Genomic DNA, 16,597 nt, shown 5'->3' on the forward strand with positions numbered 1-16,597 from the left:
ATCCTGAAATCCGGTCAATGTGAGAACAGAAGGCGCGATCCGGCGCCCGCGAAGAAGACGGCGAGACTGCCTTCGATCCACCGCCGCGCACGGGCGTAGCCGCGCACCATCGGCGCCGTCGAGAAGAGCACGGCATAGCCGGCAAATATCGAGATCCCGAGCAGCACGCATCCACCGAAAGCCGTGACGGCCATCTCCGGCGAAGCGCCGGGCTTCAGGCCGAGCGACATGATCGCCACCCAGGCCAGAACCGCCTTCGGATTGCCGAGATGCATCAGAACGCCGCGACGATAGAGTGTGCCGAGTTGCGCGGCGGGTCGAATGACCTCGCTTGCCGGTCTATCAGGGACGGCGGCCGAGCGGGCCGCCCTCCAGGCGAGCCAGAGAAGGTACAACCCGCCTCCGATCTTGAGAAGCAACAGGGCATGAGCATAGCGGACCAGAAGTGTCGAGATGCCGGTGACCGCGACCAGCCCCCAGCATGTCGACATCGTTATAACCCCGGCGGCAAGGGCGAGCGCGGGTCGACGCCCTTGCCGCATCGCCATATTCATGATGGCCATGTTGCTTGGTCCGGGACTGCCCGCAGCGATTGCGTAGGCAATGTAGACGACGAGAAGATCCTGCATTTGTGTTTTTTTCCAGAAGTTTGCGCTCGCGCACGGCACCACGCCGAAGACGAAAAATACGCCCTCGGGAAGTCGCCAATCCGCTTCCTTTTCTTTTAAAATTGGTCCACCATGAAGCTCCATTTTGAATAATTTTTATGGACCATTTTGAAATGTCCAAACGGCGCAGCACCATCGAAATCCCATCGCTCAACGCGATCGATCGAATGGCCAATGTCAGCCGTCAGCTTGCCCAGGCCTTGCGGAATGCAATCGCCTGCGGTGAGCTGAGGCCAGGCGAACGCCTTCCTTCGACGCGGAGCCTTGCGGCTTCGCTGAAGATCGCGCGCGGCACTGTCGTCGAGGTGTTCGATCAGCTGACTGCCGAAGGCTATCTCGAAGCGCGGGTCGGATCCGGAACTCGTATTGCCGCTCATCTGATGGGCGCAACGCCGGCGCTCCCGCCCGCGCCGGCAGCGCCATCAATCGCGGATGCTGTCGACTTGCCTTCCCAGGCTGCCCGACTGATCGCCATCGCCCGTGCGCTCACCCCGCACCCGCCCGTTCCCTTTGCCATCGCCGTTCCGGCTTGCGGCATTGCGCCCGACGACAACTGGCGCCGCCTCGGCAACCGCGTGCGCGCGTCGCGACAGGCCGCACCCTCGGGTTATCACGACCCTATGGGCTTGCTCGAACTCAGGCTTGCCATTGCCGACCACGTGCGGCGCGCGCGGGCCGTTCATTGCGAGCCGGAACAGGTCATCGTCACGTCAGGCACCCAGCAAGGCCTCTACATGGCGGGCCGGGTCCTTCTCTCGCGTGACGATCCGGTATGGGCCGAGGACCCGGCCTATCCCGGCTTGACGGCAGTGCTCGACGATCTCGGCGTACGGATGCACCGCCTGCCGGTCGATGCACAGGGAATGAACGTCGAACGCGGCCTCGAACTATGTCCGCAGGCCCGCGCCGCATTCGTCACCCCTTCGCACCAATATCCGATCGGGATGCCGCTCAGCATGGCGCGGCGCAATGCCTTGATCGCCTGGGCCGACCAAAATCATGCCTGGATCGTCGAGGACGACTACGACAGTGAGCTGCGTTATGCCGGACACCCCTTTCCCTCGATGCAAGGGCTGCGTCCGTCACGCGTCATCTATCTCGGCACCTTCAGCAAGGTGCTCTTTCCTTCCCTGCGCCTCGGCTACGTCATCGCCCCTTCTCCGCTCGCAGAAGCCTTTGCCGGCGCCCGAGCTATTCTCGACCGGCATTCGCCGACCGGCGAACAGCACGTTCTGGCGGCTTATATGCGGGAAGGCTATTTCGAAGCGCATATCCGGCGCATCCGCGGCCTCTATGCCGAACGCCGCGCTGTTCTGCTCTCGGCGCTCGATCGGGCCTTGCCTGAGGGGTGCCGCGTCCAAGAGAGCGACCAGGGCATGCATATTCTTCTGTGGCTGCCCGAGGAGGTCGACGACGTGCAACTCGCAGCCCGCGCCCTGTCTTCCGGCCTCGCCGTGCGTGCGATCTCCCCGATGTATGCCACGCGGCCGGCGCGCCCCGGCTTGATGCTGGGCTTCGGTGGATTTCTGCCGGAACAGCTGCAGGCGGCGACGGGCGGACTCGTCAAACTGCTGAGCCAGCAGATGTCTCAAGCAGCAGGCCCACAACAAACCTAAGCTGTCAGCCGTTCCCAGCTATCGTCCATCTGGTTGCGAAACCATGTCATTTGCCGCTTGGCATATTGCCGCGTCGCCGCAGCCCCCTTCTCCAGCACCTCCTCGCGCGTCATCTCGCCCCTGACCATCGCCGCAATCTGCGACACGCCGATTGCTTTCATCACAGGCGCCTCGGCCGGCAGGCCGAGCGCGAGCAGCGCCCTTACCTCATCTTCCGCGCCTTGCTGCAGCATCTTTTCGAAACGCCCGTTGATGCGCTGGTGCAGCACTGCTCTGTCTGGCAGCACGACGATCTTGCGGGCCTGGGTGGCGTCGATGACCTCCGCCCCCGACCGGCCCTGGAAATCGGCGATCGACCGTCCCGTCGCCTTCATCACTTCGAGCGCCCGGACGATGCGCTGCCCGTCCTGTCGGTTGAGGTTTGCCGCCATGGCGGGATCGGCTTCGGCGAGCTCCGCATACAGCCCGTCCGGTCCCTCCTGCAACAGCCGCGTCCTGAGTTCGTCCCGCAGCGCCTCGGGTATCTCGGGCATATCGGAGAGGCCGCCGGTTAGTGCCTTGAAATAAAGCCCGGTGCCGCCGACGAAGACCGGCAGCCGCCCCGTGGTCCTCAGCACCGGCAGCAGTGCTGCGACATCGCGCAGCCAGGCGCCTGTGGAATAGGTCGCACCCGCCGGCACGTTACCGTAGAGATGATGCGGTACACCCTGCATCTCCTCCTCCGACGGCCGCGCGGTCAGCACCTGCAGCGTATCGTAGACCTGCATGCTGTCGGCGTTGACAACCGCGCCGTCATGGCGCCTGGCCAATTCGACGGCGAGCGCGGACTTGCCGCTGGCGGTCGGCCCGGTTATCAGGATCGCGTTCACTGAGCTCAGAAGGTTTTCCATCATGGCCCTCGTTGCCACGCTTGTTGCCAATCCGTCAAATCCCGTGCTGACACCCGAAATCGCCGAGCAGGCGGCCAAGGCCGTGAACGCTTCCGGTCTCTACTGGCTGGCCGACGGCATCGCCTGCGATATCGCGCTGCGTGACGGCACGGACATGCAAGCGGCCGAGGCCAATATCCTTGCCGTCATATCAAGCGCGCCCATCGACCTCGTCATCCAGGAGCAGGAGACCCGCCGCAAGAAGCTGCTGATCGCCGACATGGATTCGACGATGATCGGCCAGGAATGCATCGACGAACTCGCCGCCGAAGTCGGTCTGAAGGAGAAGGTCGCGATCATTACCGCCCGCGCCATGAACGGCGAGATCGCCTTCGAGCCTGCCCTGCGTGAGCGTGTCGCTCTGCTGAAGGGCTTGCCGATATCCGTCGTCGACGACGTGATCGCCAAGCGCATCACGCTCACCCCGGGCGGCCCGGAACTGATCGCCACCATGAAGTCGAAAGGCCTTTACACCGCGCTTGTCTCCGGCGGTTTCACCGTTTTCACCAGCCGCATCGCCGCCACCCTCGGTTTCGACGAGAACCGCGCCAACACGCTGCTCGAAGACGGCGGCATTCTCTCCGGCTTCGTCGCCGAACCGATCCTCGGCAAGCAGGCGAAAGTCGATGCGCTGAACGAGATTTCGGCCCGCCTCGGCATTTCGCCGGAAGAAGCGATCGCCGTCGGCGACGGCGCCAACGATCTCGGCATGCTGCAGCTGGCCGGCTCCGGCGTTGCCCTCCACGCCAAGCCCACCGTCGCTGCTCAAGCGCGGATTCAAATCAACCACGGCGACCTGACCGCCCTGCTCTACATCCAGGGCTACCGGAAGACCGAATTTGTTTTCCCGATAGCCTCTTGATGTTTTACAAATTTGTACGTACAATTTTATTGGATATGACATGCCGCGGTTTCAATGGAACGACGAGAAAAACCGAATCAACTAGGCCAAGCATGGCGTCTCCTTCGAGACGGCGTGCTTGATCTGGGATGATCCGCAGTATCTTCTCATTCCAGACGCGGCCCATGACGGCGAACAAAGATGGCTGGCGATCAGCGCCGTGGGTTTTGTGACTGTACTGGTCGCCGTCCATGTCATCTTCGGTGCCGAGGATGAAGAGACCGTTCGAGTGATCAGCGCTCGAAAGGCGACATCTCACGAAAGAAGACGATATGAGCAATCGACCTTTGACTGACGCGCAGCTCGCCGAACTTCGGGCACTGGAGAAGCTTCCCGACGAGGCTATCGACACCGGCGACATTCCTGAGATCACCGATGAACAGTGGCGCCTAGCTCGCAAGGGCGATTTGTACCGGCCGCTGAAGCAATCGGTGACCATCCGTCTGGACGCCGATATCCTAGACTGGTTCAAGAGCCATGCGGGCGGCCGTGGCTACCAGACGGACATCAACGCCGCGTTGCGCACCCACGTCGCTAAGTATCAAAAAAGGAGCGGCTGACCGCTCCTTTTTCCCTTACTCCATCGGCACCGCCACGAACCGCAGATCGCCATTCGCCGATGCGATCATCAGCTGGGCATTGCGGCGGCCTTCCTGTTTCAGCGCCTGCACCTTGGCGGCGACCGCATCCGGTGACTTCATGAACTCCTGCGCCACCTCGACGATCACATCGCCGGGCTTCAGCCCCTTCTCGGCGGAAGCGGAGCCGGGCGTCACCTCTGTCACGACGACGCCGTCGACGCTCTCGGCGATGCCGAAGGCCTTGCGCGTCTCGGCGCTCAACAGCGACAGCGACAGCCCGAGCACGTTCTTCGGCGTTGCCGCATCCGGCGACACCTGGCCCTTATGCTGGTCGGGCGCACCCGGCCCTGGTTGGGCCTGATCGCCGGTGTCAGGTTGGTCCATGTCGTTGTTCTCACCGGGATCCGGGGTGATCACGCCGTTATCCTGCGAGCCGTCGGGCGCTGAATCGTCGGATGTCGCCGCCTGATCGCTGTCCTCGAGCCGGCCGAGTTTCACTTTGACGGTCTGCTCCTTGCCGTCGCGCAGCACCACCACGTCGACTTCCTTACCGACCGTGCTTTCCGCCACGACACGCGGCAGATCGCGCATTTCGCTGACAGTCTTGCCGTCGAATTTCAAAATGACGTCACCCGCCTTGATCGAGCCGTCGTCGACGGGGCCACCCTTGATGACGCCGGCGACCAGCGCGCCCTTTGCTGTGTCAAGCCCCAGGCTGTCGGCGATATCGTCGGTCACCGGCTGGATACGCACGCCGAGCCAGCCGCGCCGCGTCTCGCCATATTCGCGCAGCTGGTCGACGACGCCGGAAGCAAGCTCCGATGGCACCGAGAAGCCGATGCCGATCGAGCCGCCGCTCGGCGAAATGATCGCCGTATTGATGCCGATCACTTCACCCTTCATGTTAAAAAGCGGACCGCCGGAATTGCCCTTGTTGATCGCCGCATCCGTCTGGATGAAGTTGTCATAGGGACCGGCATTGATGTTGCGGCCACGCCCGGAAATGATGCCGACCGTCACCGAACCGCCGAAGCCGAACGGATTGCCGATCGCCATCACCCAGTCGCCGATACGCATCGTGCTGGAATCGCCGAATTTCACCGATTTCAACGGCGTCTTCGGCTCGACCTTCAGCACCGAAAGATCGGTCTTCGTATCGGTGCCGATCAGCTTCGCCTTGAGCTTCGTACCATTGGCGAAATTGATCTCGATATCGTCGGCACCCTCGATCACGTGATTGTTGGTGACGATATAGCCGGCTGGATCGATGACAAAGCCTGAACCAAGCGAACTGACATTGTGGTTGCCGCCCTTGTTGCCCTGCTGCTTATTGAAGAAATCGTTGAAGAATTCCTGGAAAGGTGAGCCGTCGGGCGCGCGCGGCGCCGGGCCTGCACCCTCGTCGTCCTTCACATTCTGCGAGGTCGAGATGTTGACCACGGCATCGAGCAGCCCCTCTGCGAGGTCGGCGACCGAAGCTGGACCGCTGTTGGGCACGACGGCCTGGATCGGGGCGGCCTGCTGCGGTGCGGGAGCAGCCGCGGCCGGCGGTGTGGGTGTAGGAGCGGTCGTTTCAGGAGCAGCCGGAGCGGGTGTCGTAACCCCGGGTGTGGTCGTCTGAGGTGCGGTTTGGGCGTACGCGACCCCGTTCATGCCGGCATGCGCAAGAATTGCAGCGCTGGCCATAAGCGCGAGCGTTCGTCTGAAGGGCGAGCGAATCGTGGGGGCCATCAAGCTTCCTCATAGGGGGTACATGCGCACATTGAGCACCAGCATAAGGCGGAATGATGGAGGGCGAAATCACCTTTTCGCGAAATCCCCGTGCAATGTGACGTGGCCTCGCAAAAGCCAAATTATCTCGACCATTCCACGAAAAAAGGGCCGGCACTCGGGCCAGCCCTTCCATGATCGTCGGGATGCGAATGACATCCCTTGCCGTTAGTTCGCCGGCTGGGTGGGAGCTGCGGGAGCAGCCGCGCCGGGAATTGCCGCAGCCGGTGCGGCAGGATTTGCCGGCGGCTGCAAACTGCCGGCGGCATTGTCGAAATAGCGGAAGAATTCCGAATTCGGCGACAGCACCAGCGTCGTGTCCTGCGACGAGAGGGCAGAGGAATAGGCCGCCATCGAGCGATAGAACTCGAAGAAGGCTGGATCCTTGCTGAAGACTTCGGCGAAGACGCGGTTGCGGTCCGCATCGCCCTGGCCTCGAAGGATTTCCGCATCGCGCTGGGCGCCTGCGGTGAGCTCGACGACCTGACGGTCGGCGATGGCCCGGCGCCGCTGGCCTTCCTCATTGCCCTCCGCACGGATACGCTCGGCCTCGGCGAGACGTTCCGAACGCATGGCATTATAGGTGTTGGGAGCAACTTCCGGCGAAAGGTCGGTGCGGCGGATGCGAACGTCGTCTATATGCAGCCCGAGATTTTCGGCATCGGTGCGCAGATCGTCGCGAATCTCCAGCATCATCGCGACACGCTCTTCCGAGAGCGCCGCATTGTAGTCACGCAGACCGTAGACGCGGCGAAGCGATGAATCGAGCTGCGCTCTCAACCGCGCTTCCGCGGCTTCGCGATCGCCCGATACCGTTTCGCGGAAGCGGCGAACATCCGAGATGTTATAGATCACGAAGGCATCGACATCGAAGGTCTGGCCGTCCTGGACCTGAACGCGGATATTGTCGAGATCGAGCCGCAGCGCCTGCTTTTCGACCAGCTGAACCCGGTCGGCGTCCATGAAGCCGAAGGGCAGCTTGAAGTAAATGCCAGGCTCGGTCTTGACCGTCTGGATCTGGCCGAAACGGACGACGATGGCCTGCTCGCGCGCATTCACCACGAAGATGGACGAATAGAGCCCGACCAGCACGATGGCAAGGATGAGGAAAACGAAGGGAAGTCTGTTCGATGTCATGACTCAACCTCCCTGCTGCGCCGGCTTGCCGAGCTCATTGAGCGGCAGATAGGGCAGGACACCCTGCTTCTCGTCGATGATGACCTTCCTGGAATTCTTCAGCACCTGCTCCATCGTTTCGAGGTACAACCGCTTGCGGGTCACGTCGGGCGCCTTGGAATATTCGTCGTTGATCGCAGTGAAACGCTGCGCTTCACCTTCCGCCTCCTTCACGACACGGTCCTTGTAGGCGGCGGCATCTTCACGGATTCGCGCCGCATCGCCTCGCGCCTGGCCGAGCTTCTGGTTCGTGTAGCGGTTGGCCTCTTCGATCGTGCTGTCACGGTCACGGCCGGCACGCTGCACTTCTTCGAAGGCATCGGCGACTTCGCGCGGCGGCGCCACGTTCTGGATCGTCACTCCGGTTACGGTCACGCCTGCGCCATAGCGGTTCATCGTGTCCTGCAGGATATTGAGCACATCCACTTCGATCGGCTGGCGATTGCTGCGGAAGGCGTCCTGCGCAGGACGCCGGCCAACGATTTCACGCATGGCACTGTCGGAAACCTGCTGCAGGGTCTCTGCCGGATTTTCGACATTGAAGAGATAGGCCTTCGGGTCACTCACCGTGTAGAAGACGGCGAACTGCACGTTAATGACGCTCTTGTCGCTGGACAGCATCAGGCCATTCGAAGACGATGCCGAAGTCGCCCCGATGTTCAGCTGCTGCACGGTCACCTTGACCGTCTCCACGGTTTCCATCGGCCACAAGTGGAAATGCAGGCCTGGCATCGAAATCTCTTCCTTCGGCTTGCCGAACCGCAGCTCGACGCCGCGTTCGTCCGGCTGCACGACGTAGATGCACTGGATCAGCCAGAAGACGGCGACGATCGCCGCGACGATCACCGCCACGCCGCCGTTGAAGCCGCCGGGAATGATGTTGCGCAGCTGGTCCTGGCCGCGCCGGATGATATCTTCCAGATCGGGCGGTCCGCCCTTGCCGCCACCGCGCGGCCGGTTCGGCCCCTGTCCCCATGGTCCCTGATTATTACCGCCGCCGCCGCCCCAAGGGCCGCCGCCGCCATTCTGATTGCTCCAGGGCATCAAAACCTCGTTGTTCGTTAAGTCTCCACGCATCCGAAACCGTGGGGGCTGACCGGCGGACGCGTTGGTGACCGTTATAGGTATCGCCGCATCGGCTTTCAACGCAGCGTGAGAAACTTGGTCAATTTAATTGGAAAATAGTTCATTTTCAGGCCTGCCGGCGTTCGTAGACGACGAAACGCGTGGGATAACTGTCCTTCTCGCCGGCTGGAACCGCGATCGCCTCCCCCGCCTGCCAGATATCGGGATCGATCGCGGGAAATGACGCGTCTCCGTCAAGATCGGCCTCGACATGCGTGATGCACATCCGGTCGGCAAGACCGATCGCCTGGGCATAAACCTGCCCACCGCCGAGAATGCAGATCTCGTCGACGCCGGTTTCGAGCGCCAGCCTTTCGGCCGCCTTTATCGCCTCGGGCAGCGAATGTGTCATGCTCACATCAGCATGGTCTATCGCCGCCTGCCGCGAGATGACGACGTTCGGCCGTCCCGGCAGCGGCTTGCCCATCGAATCGTAGGTCTTGCGGCCCATCACCACAGGCTTTCCCAATGTCAGCGCCTTGAAGCGTTTGAGATCGCTCGAAAGCCGCCACGGCATGTCGCCATCGCGGCCGATAATGCCGTTGCGGGCGACGGCAGCGATAATGGTCCTGCGGATGTCAGCCATGAAATATCCCGGATCAGACGGCGATCGGCGCCTTGATGCTGGCATCGGCCTCGTAGCCGATCAGCTCGAAATCGTCGAAGATGAAACCGAAAATATCCTTCACATCAGCATTGATGCGCATGAATGGCAGCGGTTTCGGCCGACGCGCCAGCTGCAGCTTCGCCTGGTCGAAATGGTTGTGATAGAGATGGGCGTCGCCGAGCGTGTGGACGAAATCGCCGGGCTTCAGCCCGGTCACCTGAGCCACCATCATCGTCAGCAGCGCATAGGAGGCGATGTTGAACGGCACGCCGAGAAAGATATCGGCCGAGCGCTGGTAGAGCTGGCAGGAAAGCTTGCCGTCAGCCACATAGAACTGGAACAGGCAATGGCAGGGCGGCAGCGCCATTTCGTCCACCTCGGCCGGATTCCAGGCAGAGACGATGTGGCGGCGCGAATTCGGATTGTTGACAATGCCTTTGACCAGATTGGCGATCTGGTCGATATGGCCGCCGCCGGGGGCTGGCCAGGACCGCCACTGGGCGCCGTAAACCGGCCCGAGATCGCCGTTTTCGTCGGCCCATTCGTCCCAGATCGAAACGCCGTTCTCCTTGAGATAGCGGATGTTCGTCTCGCCCTTCAGGAACCAGAGAAGCTCGTGGATGATCGAGCGCAGATGCAGCTTCTTCGTGGTGAGGACGGGGAAGCCCTCTTCGAGGTCGAAGCGCATCTGATAGCCGAAGACCGAGCGTGTGCCGGTGCCGGTACGGTCGCCCCGGTCGGAGCCCTTTTCCATCACATGATTCAAGAGATCGAGATATTGCTTCATGTCGCGCTGATTCCGTTTCGGCTAATTTAAGCCTTCGGAACCGGGAAACCAATCACCGGCGGGCATTTTCCCAAAGTTTCTGATGGGTCGCATAATGCTTTTATGACGTTTGCCCTTTCCATGGGCTGAGGAAACCACTATATCACCCCTGCCGGCTTTCGGGCCGGCTATGGCGATAAATGAGCGGTGTAATAAACCTATTGGACCCGGGGGCGGTACCCGGCGCCTCCACCAAAAACCGGCGGTCTCAAAGGCCGGCTTTTGATGGGGGCGAAACAGGATCGACAAGGGTGTAAAGATCGTCTTTTTGCTCGGCATTGTACCGCCGTTATCGGGCTAAAATTGTAGTTGCAAACGACAACTATGCGGAAGCTCGTCTCGCTGCTTAATCGCGGTGTGACACTTCAATCAAAGTCCTAGTGGTTCGCACCTCTAGGCGGGGTCCGAAGGCACCTGGCAACAGAAGCCTTCACCTTCTCCCTGCCGCCGAAATCATGTATGCTGCTTAAAAACGTGACTCGGCTCCGGTCTTTCCCAAGGCGCCCGGACGTGGCATACAACCTTGTGAAAAGACTCCGAACCGACGAAAGACAGGAAAAGCATGGGGCAGGATCATATCCGCTACGACATTCTGGCACAGGATGCACTTCGCGGCGTCATCCGCAAGGTTTTGGCGGAAGTTGCAGCCACGGGCCGCCTGCCCGGTGATCACCACTTTTTCATCACCTTCCTCACTGGCGCGACCGGCGTGCGCATCTCCCAGCATCTGAAGTCGAAATACCCCGAGCAGATGACCATCGTCATCCAGCACCAGTTCTGGGATATGAAGATTACTGAGACGCATTTCGAGATCGGCCTTTCCTTCTCGGACGTTCCGGAAAAACTGGTCATCCCATTCAATGCGATCCGGGGTTTCTACGATCCCTCGGTCAATTTCGAGCTCGAATTCGATGTGCCTCTCGCCGATGGCGAGGAATTGCCGTCCGGCGAAATCACCGCCTATCCGGTGGATGCGGCCGGAAAGCCCGACGACGTCGCGGGCGCAAAACCCGCCGACGGCGAAGAGAAAAAACCGGGCTCGGTCGTCTCACTCGACTCCTTCCGCAAGAAGCAGTGATTTGAAAGGGAGGCTCTGCCTCCCCTTTTTCATAGGAATCGAGGGCCATGAGTGCCGAAATCGTCAACCTGCGCCAGTTCCGCAAGAAGCAGGCCCGCTCCGAAAAGGAGAGGCAGGCCGAGCAGAACCGCATCTCCTTCGGCCGAACCAAGGCCGAGAAACTACTGACCCGCAGCTTGAACGACAAGGCCGACAAGGCCCATCGCGACGGCCGGATCGAAACCGATGATGACGGCGCATGACGGCTTCACGCAAAGCTTTAAGAGCCGGAATGGATTCTGCGATCAGCCACTTGCGCGACCGCCTTGAATCGATCTCTAAACCCCAACCAAGATCTGAAACAGCCCGTCGTGATCCGTAAGCATTCGGCGACACTGTACGGCCATCGCACCAGCTTCTCGCTCGAAGATGAATTCTGGGTCGAACTGAAGACGATCGCCGCAAGCCGTTCGATCCCGCTCGCTACCCTGATTTCCGAAATCGACGACCACCGCCCTACGGACAGCAATCTCTCCTCGGCGCTGCGGCTGCATGTGCTCTCGTGGCTGAAGGCCGCAATTCAGGCAAGGTGACGCGCAACGTGGCCGCGCGTCATTGAGAGTGTCGTTGCAAAGCTCAGTCCGTGATCGCCGACAGGATGGGACCTCCGTCCGGCGCCTGCACCAGGATGGCGGTTTTCAGCCCTGATTCAGGCAGAGGAAGGGGAAAGGAAGCCTTCGATCCATTCCATATTCCCAAGCGATCGAGACGATGCACGACATGGGTATGCGGCAGGGTGTTGCCCTCATTCTCGCCACGCGCCACCGGAACGGATTCGATGCGCGGATCATAACGAACGAGCCAGACGTCGGCCGCGTTCGCGACATTGGAGGTTCCGCCAATCTCGATGCGATCATGATCAAGTGCGAGGCTCGGCCCTTTGGGCGGTCGCGCCTGGGATAGTAGCGCCTCGACGTCGGAAAGACGGTTGCCGACTGTGGTTGTCGTGCCGTTCACCACCATTTGCGGCGTGAAGGGACCAGCTTGCCGCAGCGCCGGCTCGTAATCGACCTGCCGTTGCGTATATTCCGGTTTCCCGTAGGTGTCCTTCCACCCGAGATAATCCCAATAGGTCACTGAAAAGCTCAGCGCCAGCACGTCCGGGCGGCTGCTGATCTTGATCAGATTGGCGTTGGCCGGTGGGCAAGACGAGCAGCCCTGACTGGTGAACAGCTCGACAACCGTCGGTGATCGATCGGCGGCAAATACCGGCATCGTGGTCGTGACGGCAGCAATAGTTGATGCGATCGTTGCAGCGATCTTTCCCCGCTGGTTCATGTTGGCGCTCCCTTTTCAAACGGCTTCGATGTTGGAACCACCCAACCCGATATGTTTGATTTCGCTGTGAGGGGGCGGTTTGTTACGCCGTCACGTCAACGTGATCGTCGTAACGGCCGATCAACCGGCCGCGCCGGAGAGAACAAGGCAACTCGCCGAGAAAAGAGCAGCCGTGGCTATGACACGCTTTATTGCGCCTGAACGCCGGGCACCTGATCGAAATTGAGCTGGCCGGGCTGCGACTGCTCGCCCCGACGCGCTGCCTCGGCTGCGGCCCTTGCCTGCGCATCCGCCTTCTCCTTCGCTTCAGCCGCAACACGTGCGGCCTCCGCCTCGGCGGCGGCCCTGCGTTCGGCCGCCTCCTGCGCCAGTGCACGCAGCCGCTCTTCCTCCGCCTGCCGTTGTTGCTCGATCTCGGCCGCCTTGATGCGCTCGGCGTCGTTGAACCGATAGAGCGCCACCTCGCGACGCAGCCGCTGTTTTTCGAGCACGATCGCCTGCAGCCGCTCGACCCGCCGGCGCTCGCGCTCGAAGGCGCGCAGCGACAGGTAGCTGGTGATATCGGTCACATCCATCGTCTTGCCGGGCGACGGCAGCATGCCGGAAAAATTCAGCTTGAGCGCCGGCTCGGCGCCGGAAAGCGCTTCGGTTCCCGGATTGAACCCGACACCTAGCGTCGCGCTGACCCGCTTTTCCGGCAGCGCGATCTGCGCATCGGCGGTGATGCGGGCGAGATCGTTGGCGACGGTGACATTCTGCACCCTCAGCGTCCCGTCGGTGATGTTGAAGGGAACGCCGAGCGGCGGCAGCTTCGCCTCGCCGTTGCTGAGCAGTGTTTCGATGATCGGATGCACCTTGCCGGCATTGATCTGCTCCTGCATCGTATCGGTCGCGGCAAGCAGCGGCGGAAGGATGGCAAGGTTCAGCCCGCGTATGCTGGTATCGCCGAGCCTCAGTTCGCCGGAACCATTGAGCGAGCTGGCGATCTCGCCGATCGTCTTGCCCGAGGCCTCCATCGACAGCGACAATCCGAACTTGCCGTTGGCGATCGGCGCGCCGTCGCGCAGCCAGACGACGCCGGAAAGATCGGAATCGGCAAGCGCAAGCTTCGTCTGCAGGAAGCCGGTGCCGTTGGCATTGGTGAAGAACAGATTGCCGGAAAGCTTTCCGCCGTCCCAGTTGCCGGCCATGTCGTTGAGCTGCAGCTCGTCGCCCTTGTAGGCGACGTTGCTGGTGAAGTCCGACACCGCCGTTTCCGGCAGGCCCGGCCAGAACTGCTTGGCCGTCAGCTTTACGTTGACGTCGAGATCCTTGAAGACGGGCAGCCCCAGCGGCGCCGTCGTCAGCTGTCCGTTGGCGGGATCGACGATCTGGCCGAATACCGCCTCGCCGAGCCAGCCGGCATCGGCCTTAGAGAGCGTCAGGCCGCCGCTCGCTGTCGTCTTCGCAGCCTTCCGGTCGAGGGTCAGCGCACCTGAAAATTCGTTGTCGGCCGCATGCCCCTTAAGATCCGAAAGGACGATCTTGTCGCTATCGACGGCTGCATTGACTTGCAGGCCGAGCGGCAGCCCGGATCCGGTCTGCGGCAGGGCGATGCCGTTCATGATGAGATAGGGGTCGATATCGGCGCTGTCGAGCGACAGCGCGATCTGGCCGTTCATGAAGCTCTCCGGCCGGACATCGACCTTGCCATTGGCCATGAACGAGGTCCGGTCGGTCGCAAAGCTCAGCGCCGCATCGGCAGGATCGTTGCCCGATGCCTTCACCTTGAGCGTCAGGCGGCCATTGGCCCCGACATCGACCGGCAGCGGGTCGAGCCCGGCCTGACCGAACAGGATGGACGGCACGGCGTTTTCGAGCGTCGCCTCGAGGCTCGTCGTGCCGTTGCCGGTCAATGCCAGGAGGTCGGACATGCGGTAGTCGAGATTGACGCGGCTGCCGTTCGCCACGCCGGCAAGCGTCACTGCCAGCGCGTTGCCCTCGTCGCCGCCGAGCGTCAGCGCGCCGCGCAGGGCCGTATTGCCGTACCAGCCGGCATTGCGCACCAGCCGATCGAGCACCGGGTGATGCGGCAGGTGCTCGCGCAGCATGGTGAAGAACCCGCCGGGATCGGCCGATTTGAAAGTGATCTCACCGGCCCCCTTGTAGTCGAGCAGCGAGCCTTCTGCCCTGCCGGTCGCCGTCAGCTCGGCACCTGCGATATTCTTGATCGACAGCCGGTCGACGGCAAGCGCCCCATCGGCGATCGTAAAGGTGGTCTCGACATTCTCGGCGTCGACGCCGAAGGCCGTAAACTTATCGGCCTTGAGCTGGGCGGCGATCTTGTGGTCGAGCACGTTATCGCCGGCATCCGGGCCGGTCATCAGCCCGCTCAGCGCCTGCAGCGCGTCGAGATCGAGCGTATCGCCATTCAGCGCCACCGACAACGTCGGCGTCTGGCCGGAGATCGCCTGGCGCTCCAGCCGACCCTTGAGCGTCGCCGGTCCGACGGCGATCTCGAGATTTTCAAAACGCTGCAATTCATGCGTCAGGCTGACATTGGCGGAAAAGCCAGCCTGCCGCAATTGCCGGATGGCCGGATCGACCGAGCCGGCAAGCCAGGAGGCAAGCCCCGTCGGCTGGCTGGAGGCCACCACGATCTGGCCATTGAACGAAGGTTCGCCCTCAAGCAGGAGCTTGCCCTTGCCTTCCACCTGCGTGCGCCCCGGCAGCATGCCGGTGGCGCTGTCGATCATCCAGCCGGTGCCGGCCGGTTCGAGCTCCAGCTGCACGTCGCGCAGCGTCGTATCGCCGGCGACGATCGCCGGCAGTTTGACACTCGCCTTGCCCGGCACCTGCGGGATCGGCACCTGCCGGACGATATCGATCAGCGAATTCAGCCGTTGGCGCGCCGAGACAGCGGGATCCCGTGTCGTCTTGCCCGCCGCGCCCTGATTGCCGATGCGGTTGACGTCGATCTGCTGCCCATCAGCGGTCAACAGGAATTCCGGCGCATTGCCGGTATCAAGCGTCGCCTCGCCGGTTATGACATAGGGATCGTCCGTCGGGCCGATCTCCATCCGGTATTCGGGAATGCGGATGCGTTCATTGGTGAGCTCGAAGCGGCCCTTGACGCGCGGCGGCTGCTCTTTTTTGTTGGCGGGCTTGGCGCTGTTGCGGATTTCGATCGCGGCCGAAAGCTGGCCCTGATAGTTCGGCTTGCTGTCGACGAGCTTCAACTCCCCGTCCAGATCGACGCTGACTGGGTGCTTGTCCGGCGAAAGCCTGGTGCGCATGCGCAGCACGCCCTTCTCGTCCGGCTGACTGCTTGAGATCGAGAAGCCGCCGTGTTCGCCGTCGAGCGCAGCGTCGCCCTCGATGCGCCAGGGACCGGCCAGCGACTTTGCCGACATTTCCGCATTGAAGCCGGTGATGCGACGCGAGCGGCCCGACTGGTCGTCGATGAATTCGACCTCGCCGCCGCTGACATGCACGTTTTCGAGTACGACTGTCCTTGCCGGTATTTCCGCGCGGCTGCCGCGCATCCAGTCGAGCGTGCCGTCCTTGAGCAATCTCAAGCGCACCTTCGGATTGACAATGCGCATGTCGAAGATCAGCGCTTCGCCCGACAGGAAAGGCGCGAGCTCCGCATCCATGGAGAACTGCTCGACCTTGACGATCGGCGTGCCGTCAGCTTCCTGGCCAACGCGCACGTCGTGCAGCGTCACTGATGGAAACGGCAGCAGGCGCGCATCCACCGTGCCGTAGACGGTGACTTTCTTGCCGATGATGCGGCTTGCCTGATCCTCGAAATTCTTGCGGAAATCCGTCCAGTCGATGAACAGCGGCGCAAGCAGCGCCACAAACAGCGCTACGACGATCACTCCCCCCAGAAAGACGAGGAACCGGCCTACCAATGCAAAGCGTCTCCATTCGGGATTCTGTTGACGACACTAGAGCATGATGCCGAAAAGTGTGAGCGGTTTTCGGACGACATCATGCTCTAACTCTTTATTTGAGAACA

The 16,597-nt window shown here is 61.9% G+C and carries 16 protein-coding genes and 1 other RNA gene; 8 read left to right on the forward strand and 9 right to left on the reverse strand.

Annotated features, from left to right (window positions below):
- Nucleotides 1–14: 14 nt before the first annotated feature.
- Entirely contained in the window at nt 15–629 is a 615-nt protein-coding gene (locus tag N2600_RS14320) for a LysE family translocator (RefSeq protein ID WP_222279987.1), read from the reverse strand.
- Between the two features lie 152 nt (nt 630–781).
- Here N2600_RS14320 and pdxR point away from each other — a divergent pair, with 152 nt between their 5' ends.
- A complete protein-coding gene (gene pdxR, locus N2600_RS14325; protein WP_260296568.1) occupies nt 782–2,284 on the forward strand; it encodes a MocR-like pyridoxine biosynthesis transcription factor PdxR in 1,503 nt (500 codons plus the stop codon).
- Here pdxR and miaA read toward each other — a convergent pair.
- Nucleotides 2,281–3,177, reverse strand: a complete 897-nt coding sequence (gene miaA / locus N2600_RS14330; protein WP_260296569.1) for a tRNA (adenosine(37)-N6)-dimethylallyltransferase MiaA — start codon at nt 3,175–3,177, stop codon at nt 2,281–2,283. The two genes, pdxR and miaA, sit on opposite strands and share 4 nt — an antisense overlap.
- Here miaA and serB point away from each other — a divergent pair.
- The 3 genes from serB to N2600_RS14345 all read left to right on the forward strand — a co-directional run bounded on the left by serB (nt 3,176) and on the right by N2600_RS14345 (nt 4,674).
- Nucleotides 3,176–4,075 carry a phosphoserine phosphatase SerB gene (gene serB / locus N2600_RS14335; protein ID WP_260296572.1) on the forward strand — a complete coding sequence of 300 codons (900 nt, stop codon included), beginning with the start codon at nt 3,176–3,178 and terminating at the stop codon, nt 4,073–4,075. The two genes, miaA and serB, sit on opposite strands and share 2 nt — an antisense overlap.
- A 118-nt stretch (nt 4,076–4,193) precedes the next feature.
- A complete protein-coding gene (locus N2600_RS14340; protein WP_246709628.1) occupies nt 4,194–4,409 on the forward strand; it encodes a BrnT family toxin in 216 nt (71 codons plus the stop codon).
- Complete coding sequence (locus tag N2600_RS14345) at nt 4,387–4,674, forward strand: BrnA antitoxin family protein (protein WP_260296575.1); 288 nt, start codon at nt 4,387–4,389, stop codon at nt 4,672–4,674. Before N2600_RS14340 ends, N2600_RS14345 begins: the two co-directional genes overlap by 23 nt.
- Before the next feature lie 15 nt (nt 4,675–4,689).
- Here N2600_RS14345 and N2600_RS14350 read toward each other — a convergent pair whose 3' ends face one another.
- The 5 genes from N2600_RS14350 to N2600_RS14370 form a co-directional block, all read right to left on the reverse strand.
- Nucleotides 4,690–6,426: a Do family serine endopeptidase gene (locus N2600_RS14350; protein WP_162116000.1), complete on the reverse strand. Its 1,737-nt coding sequence runs from the start codon at nt 6,424–6,426 to the stop codon at nt 4,690–4,692.
- A 207-nt stretch (nt 6,427–6,633) separates the two neighbouring features.
- Nucleotides 6,634–7,602, reverse strand: coding sequence for a protease modulator HflC (hflC, locus tag N2600_RS14355; protein ID WP_260296576.1), 969 nt, complete (start codon nt 7,600–7,602; stop codon nt 6,634–6,636).
- A gap of 3 nt (nt 7,603–7,605) precedes the next feature.
- Complete coding sequence (gene hflK, locus N2600_RS14360) at nt 7,606–8,685, reverse strand: FtsH protease activity modulator HflK (RefSeq protein WP_017965047.1); 1,080 nt, start codon at nt 8,683–8,685, stop codon at nt 7,606–7,608.
- Nucleotides 8,686–8,833: 148 nt separating this feature from the next.
- Nucleotides 8,834–9,352, reverse strand: a complete 519-nt coding sequence (locus N2600_RS14365) for a dihydrofolate reductase (protein ID WP_260296577.1) — start codon at nt 9,350–9,352, stop codon at nt 8,834–8,836.
- Nucleotides 9,353–9,365: 13 nt separating this feature from the next.
- Entirely contained in the window at nt 9,366–10,160 is a 795-nt protein-coding gene (locus tag N2600_RS14370; protein WP_260296579.1) for a thymidylate synthase, read from the reverse strand.
- Between the two features lie 111 nt (nt 10,161–10,271).
- Between N2600_RS14370 and ssrA the strand changes: the two genes are divergently transcribed.
- The 4 genes from ssrA to N2600_RS14390 all read left to right on the forward strand — a co-directional run bounded on the left by ssrA (nt 10,272) and on the right by N2600_RS14390 (nt 11,849).
- Nucleotides 10,272–10,634, forward strand: a transfer-messenger RNA (tmRNA) gene (gene ssrA, locus N2600_RS14375).
- Between the two features lie 127 nt (nt 10,635–10,761).
- Nucleotides 10,762–11,277 carry an SspB family protein gene (locus N2600_RS14380; RefSeq protein ID WP_170255005.1) on the forward strand — a complete coding sequence of 172 codons (516 nt, stop codon included), beginning with the start codon at nt 10,762–10,764 and terminating at the stop codon, nt 11,275–11,277.
- Between the two features lie 47 nt (nt 11,278–11,324).
- Nucleotides 11,325–11,519 (forward strand): DUF4169 family protein, encoded by a 195-nt coding sequence (locus tag N2600_RS14385; protein ID WP_260296580.1) that lies wholly within the window; start codon nt 11,325–11,327, stop codon nt 11,517–11,519.
- A 108-nt stretch (nt 11,520–11,627) separates the two neighbouring features.
- Entirely contained in the window at nt 11,628–11,849 is a 222-nt protein-coding gene (locus tag N2600_RS14390) for a ribbon-helix-helix domain-containing protein (RefSeq protein ID WP_260296581.1), read from the forward strand.
- Between the two features lie 43 nt (nt 11,850–11,892).
- Here the strand turns inward: N2600_RS14390 and N2600_RS14395 are convergent, their stop codons facing one another.
- Together N2600_RS14395 and N2600_RS14400 are read right to left on the reverse strand one after the other, a co-directional pair.
- A complete protein-coding gene (locus N2600_RS14395; RefSeq protein ID WP_260296582.1) occupies nt 11,893–12,594 on the reverse strand; it encodes a DUF1223 domain-containing protein in 702 nt (233 codons plus the stop codon).
- A 188-nt stretch (nt 12,595–12,782) separates the two neighbouring features.
- A complete protein-coding gene (locus N2600_RS14400) occupies nt 12,783–16,490 on the reverse strand; it encodes an AsmA family protein (protein WP_260296583.1) in 3,708 nt (1,235 codons plus the stop codon).
- Between the last annotated feature and the right edge of the window lie 107 nt (nt 16,491–16,597).

This window comes from Rhizobium sp. WSM1274 (genome assembly GCF_025200775.1).
Lineage (GTDB): Bacteria > Pseudomonadota > Alphaproteobacteria > Rhizobiales > Rhizobiaceae > Rhizobium > Rhizobium leguminosarum_I.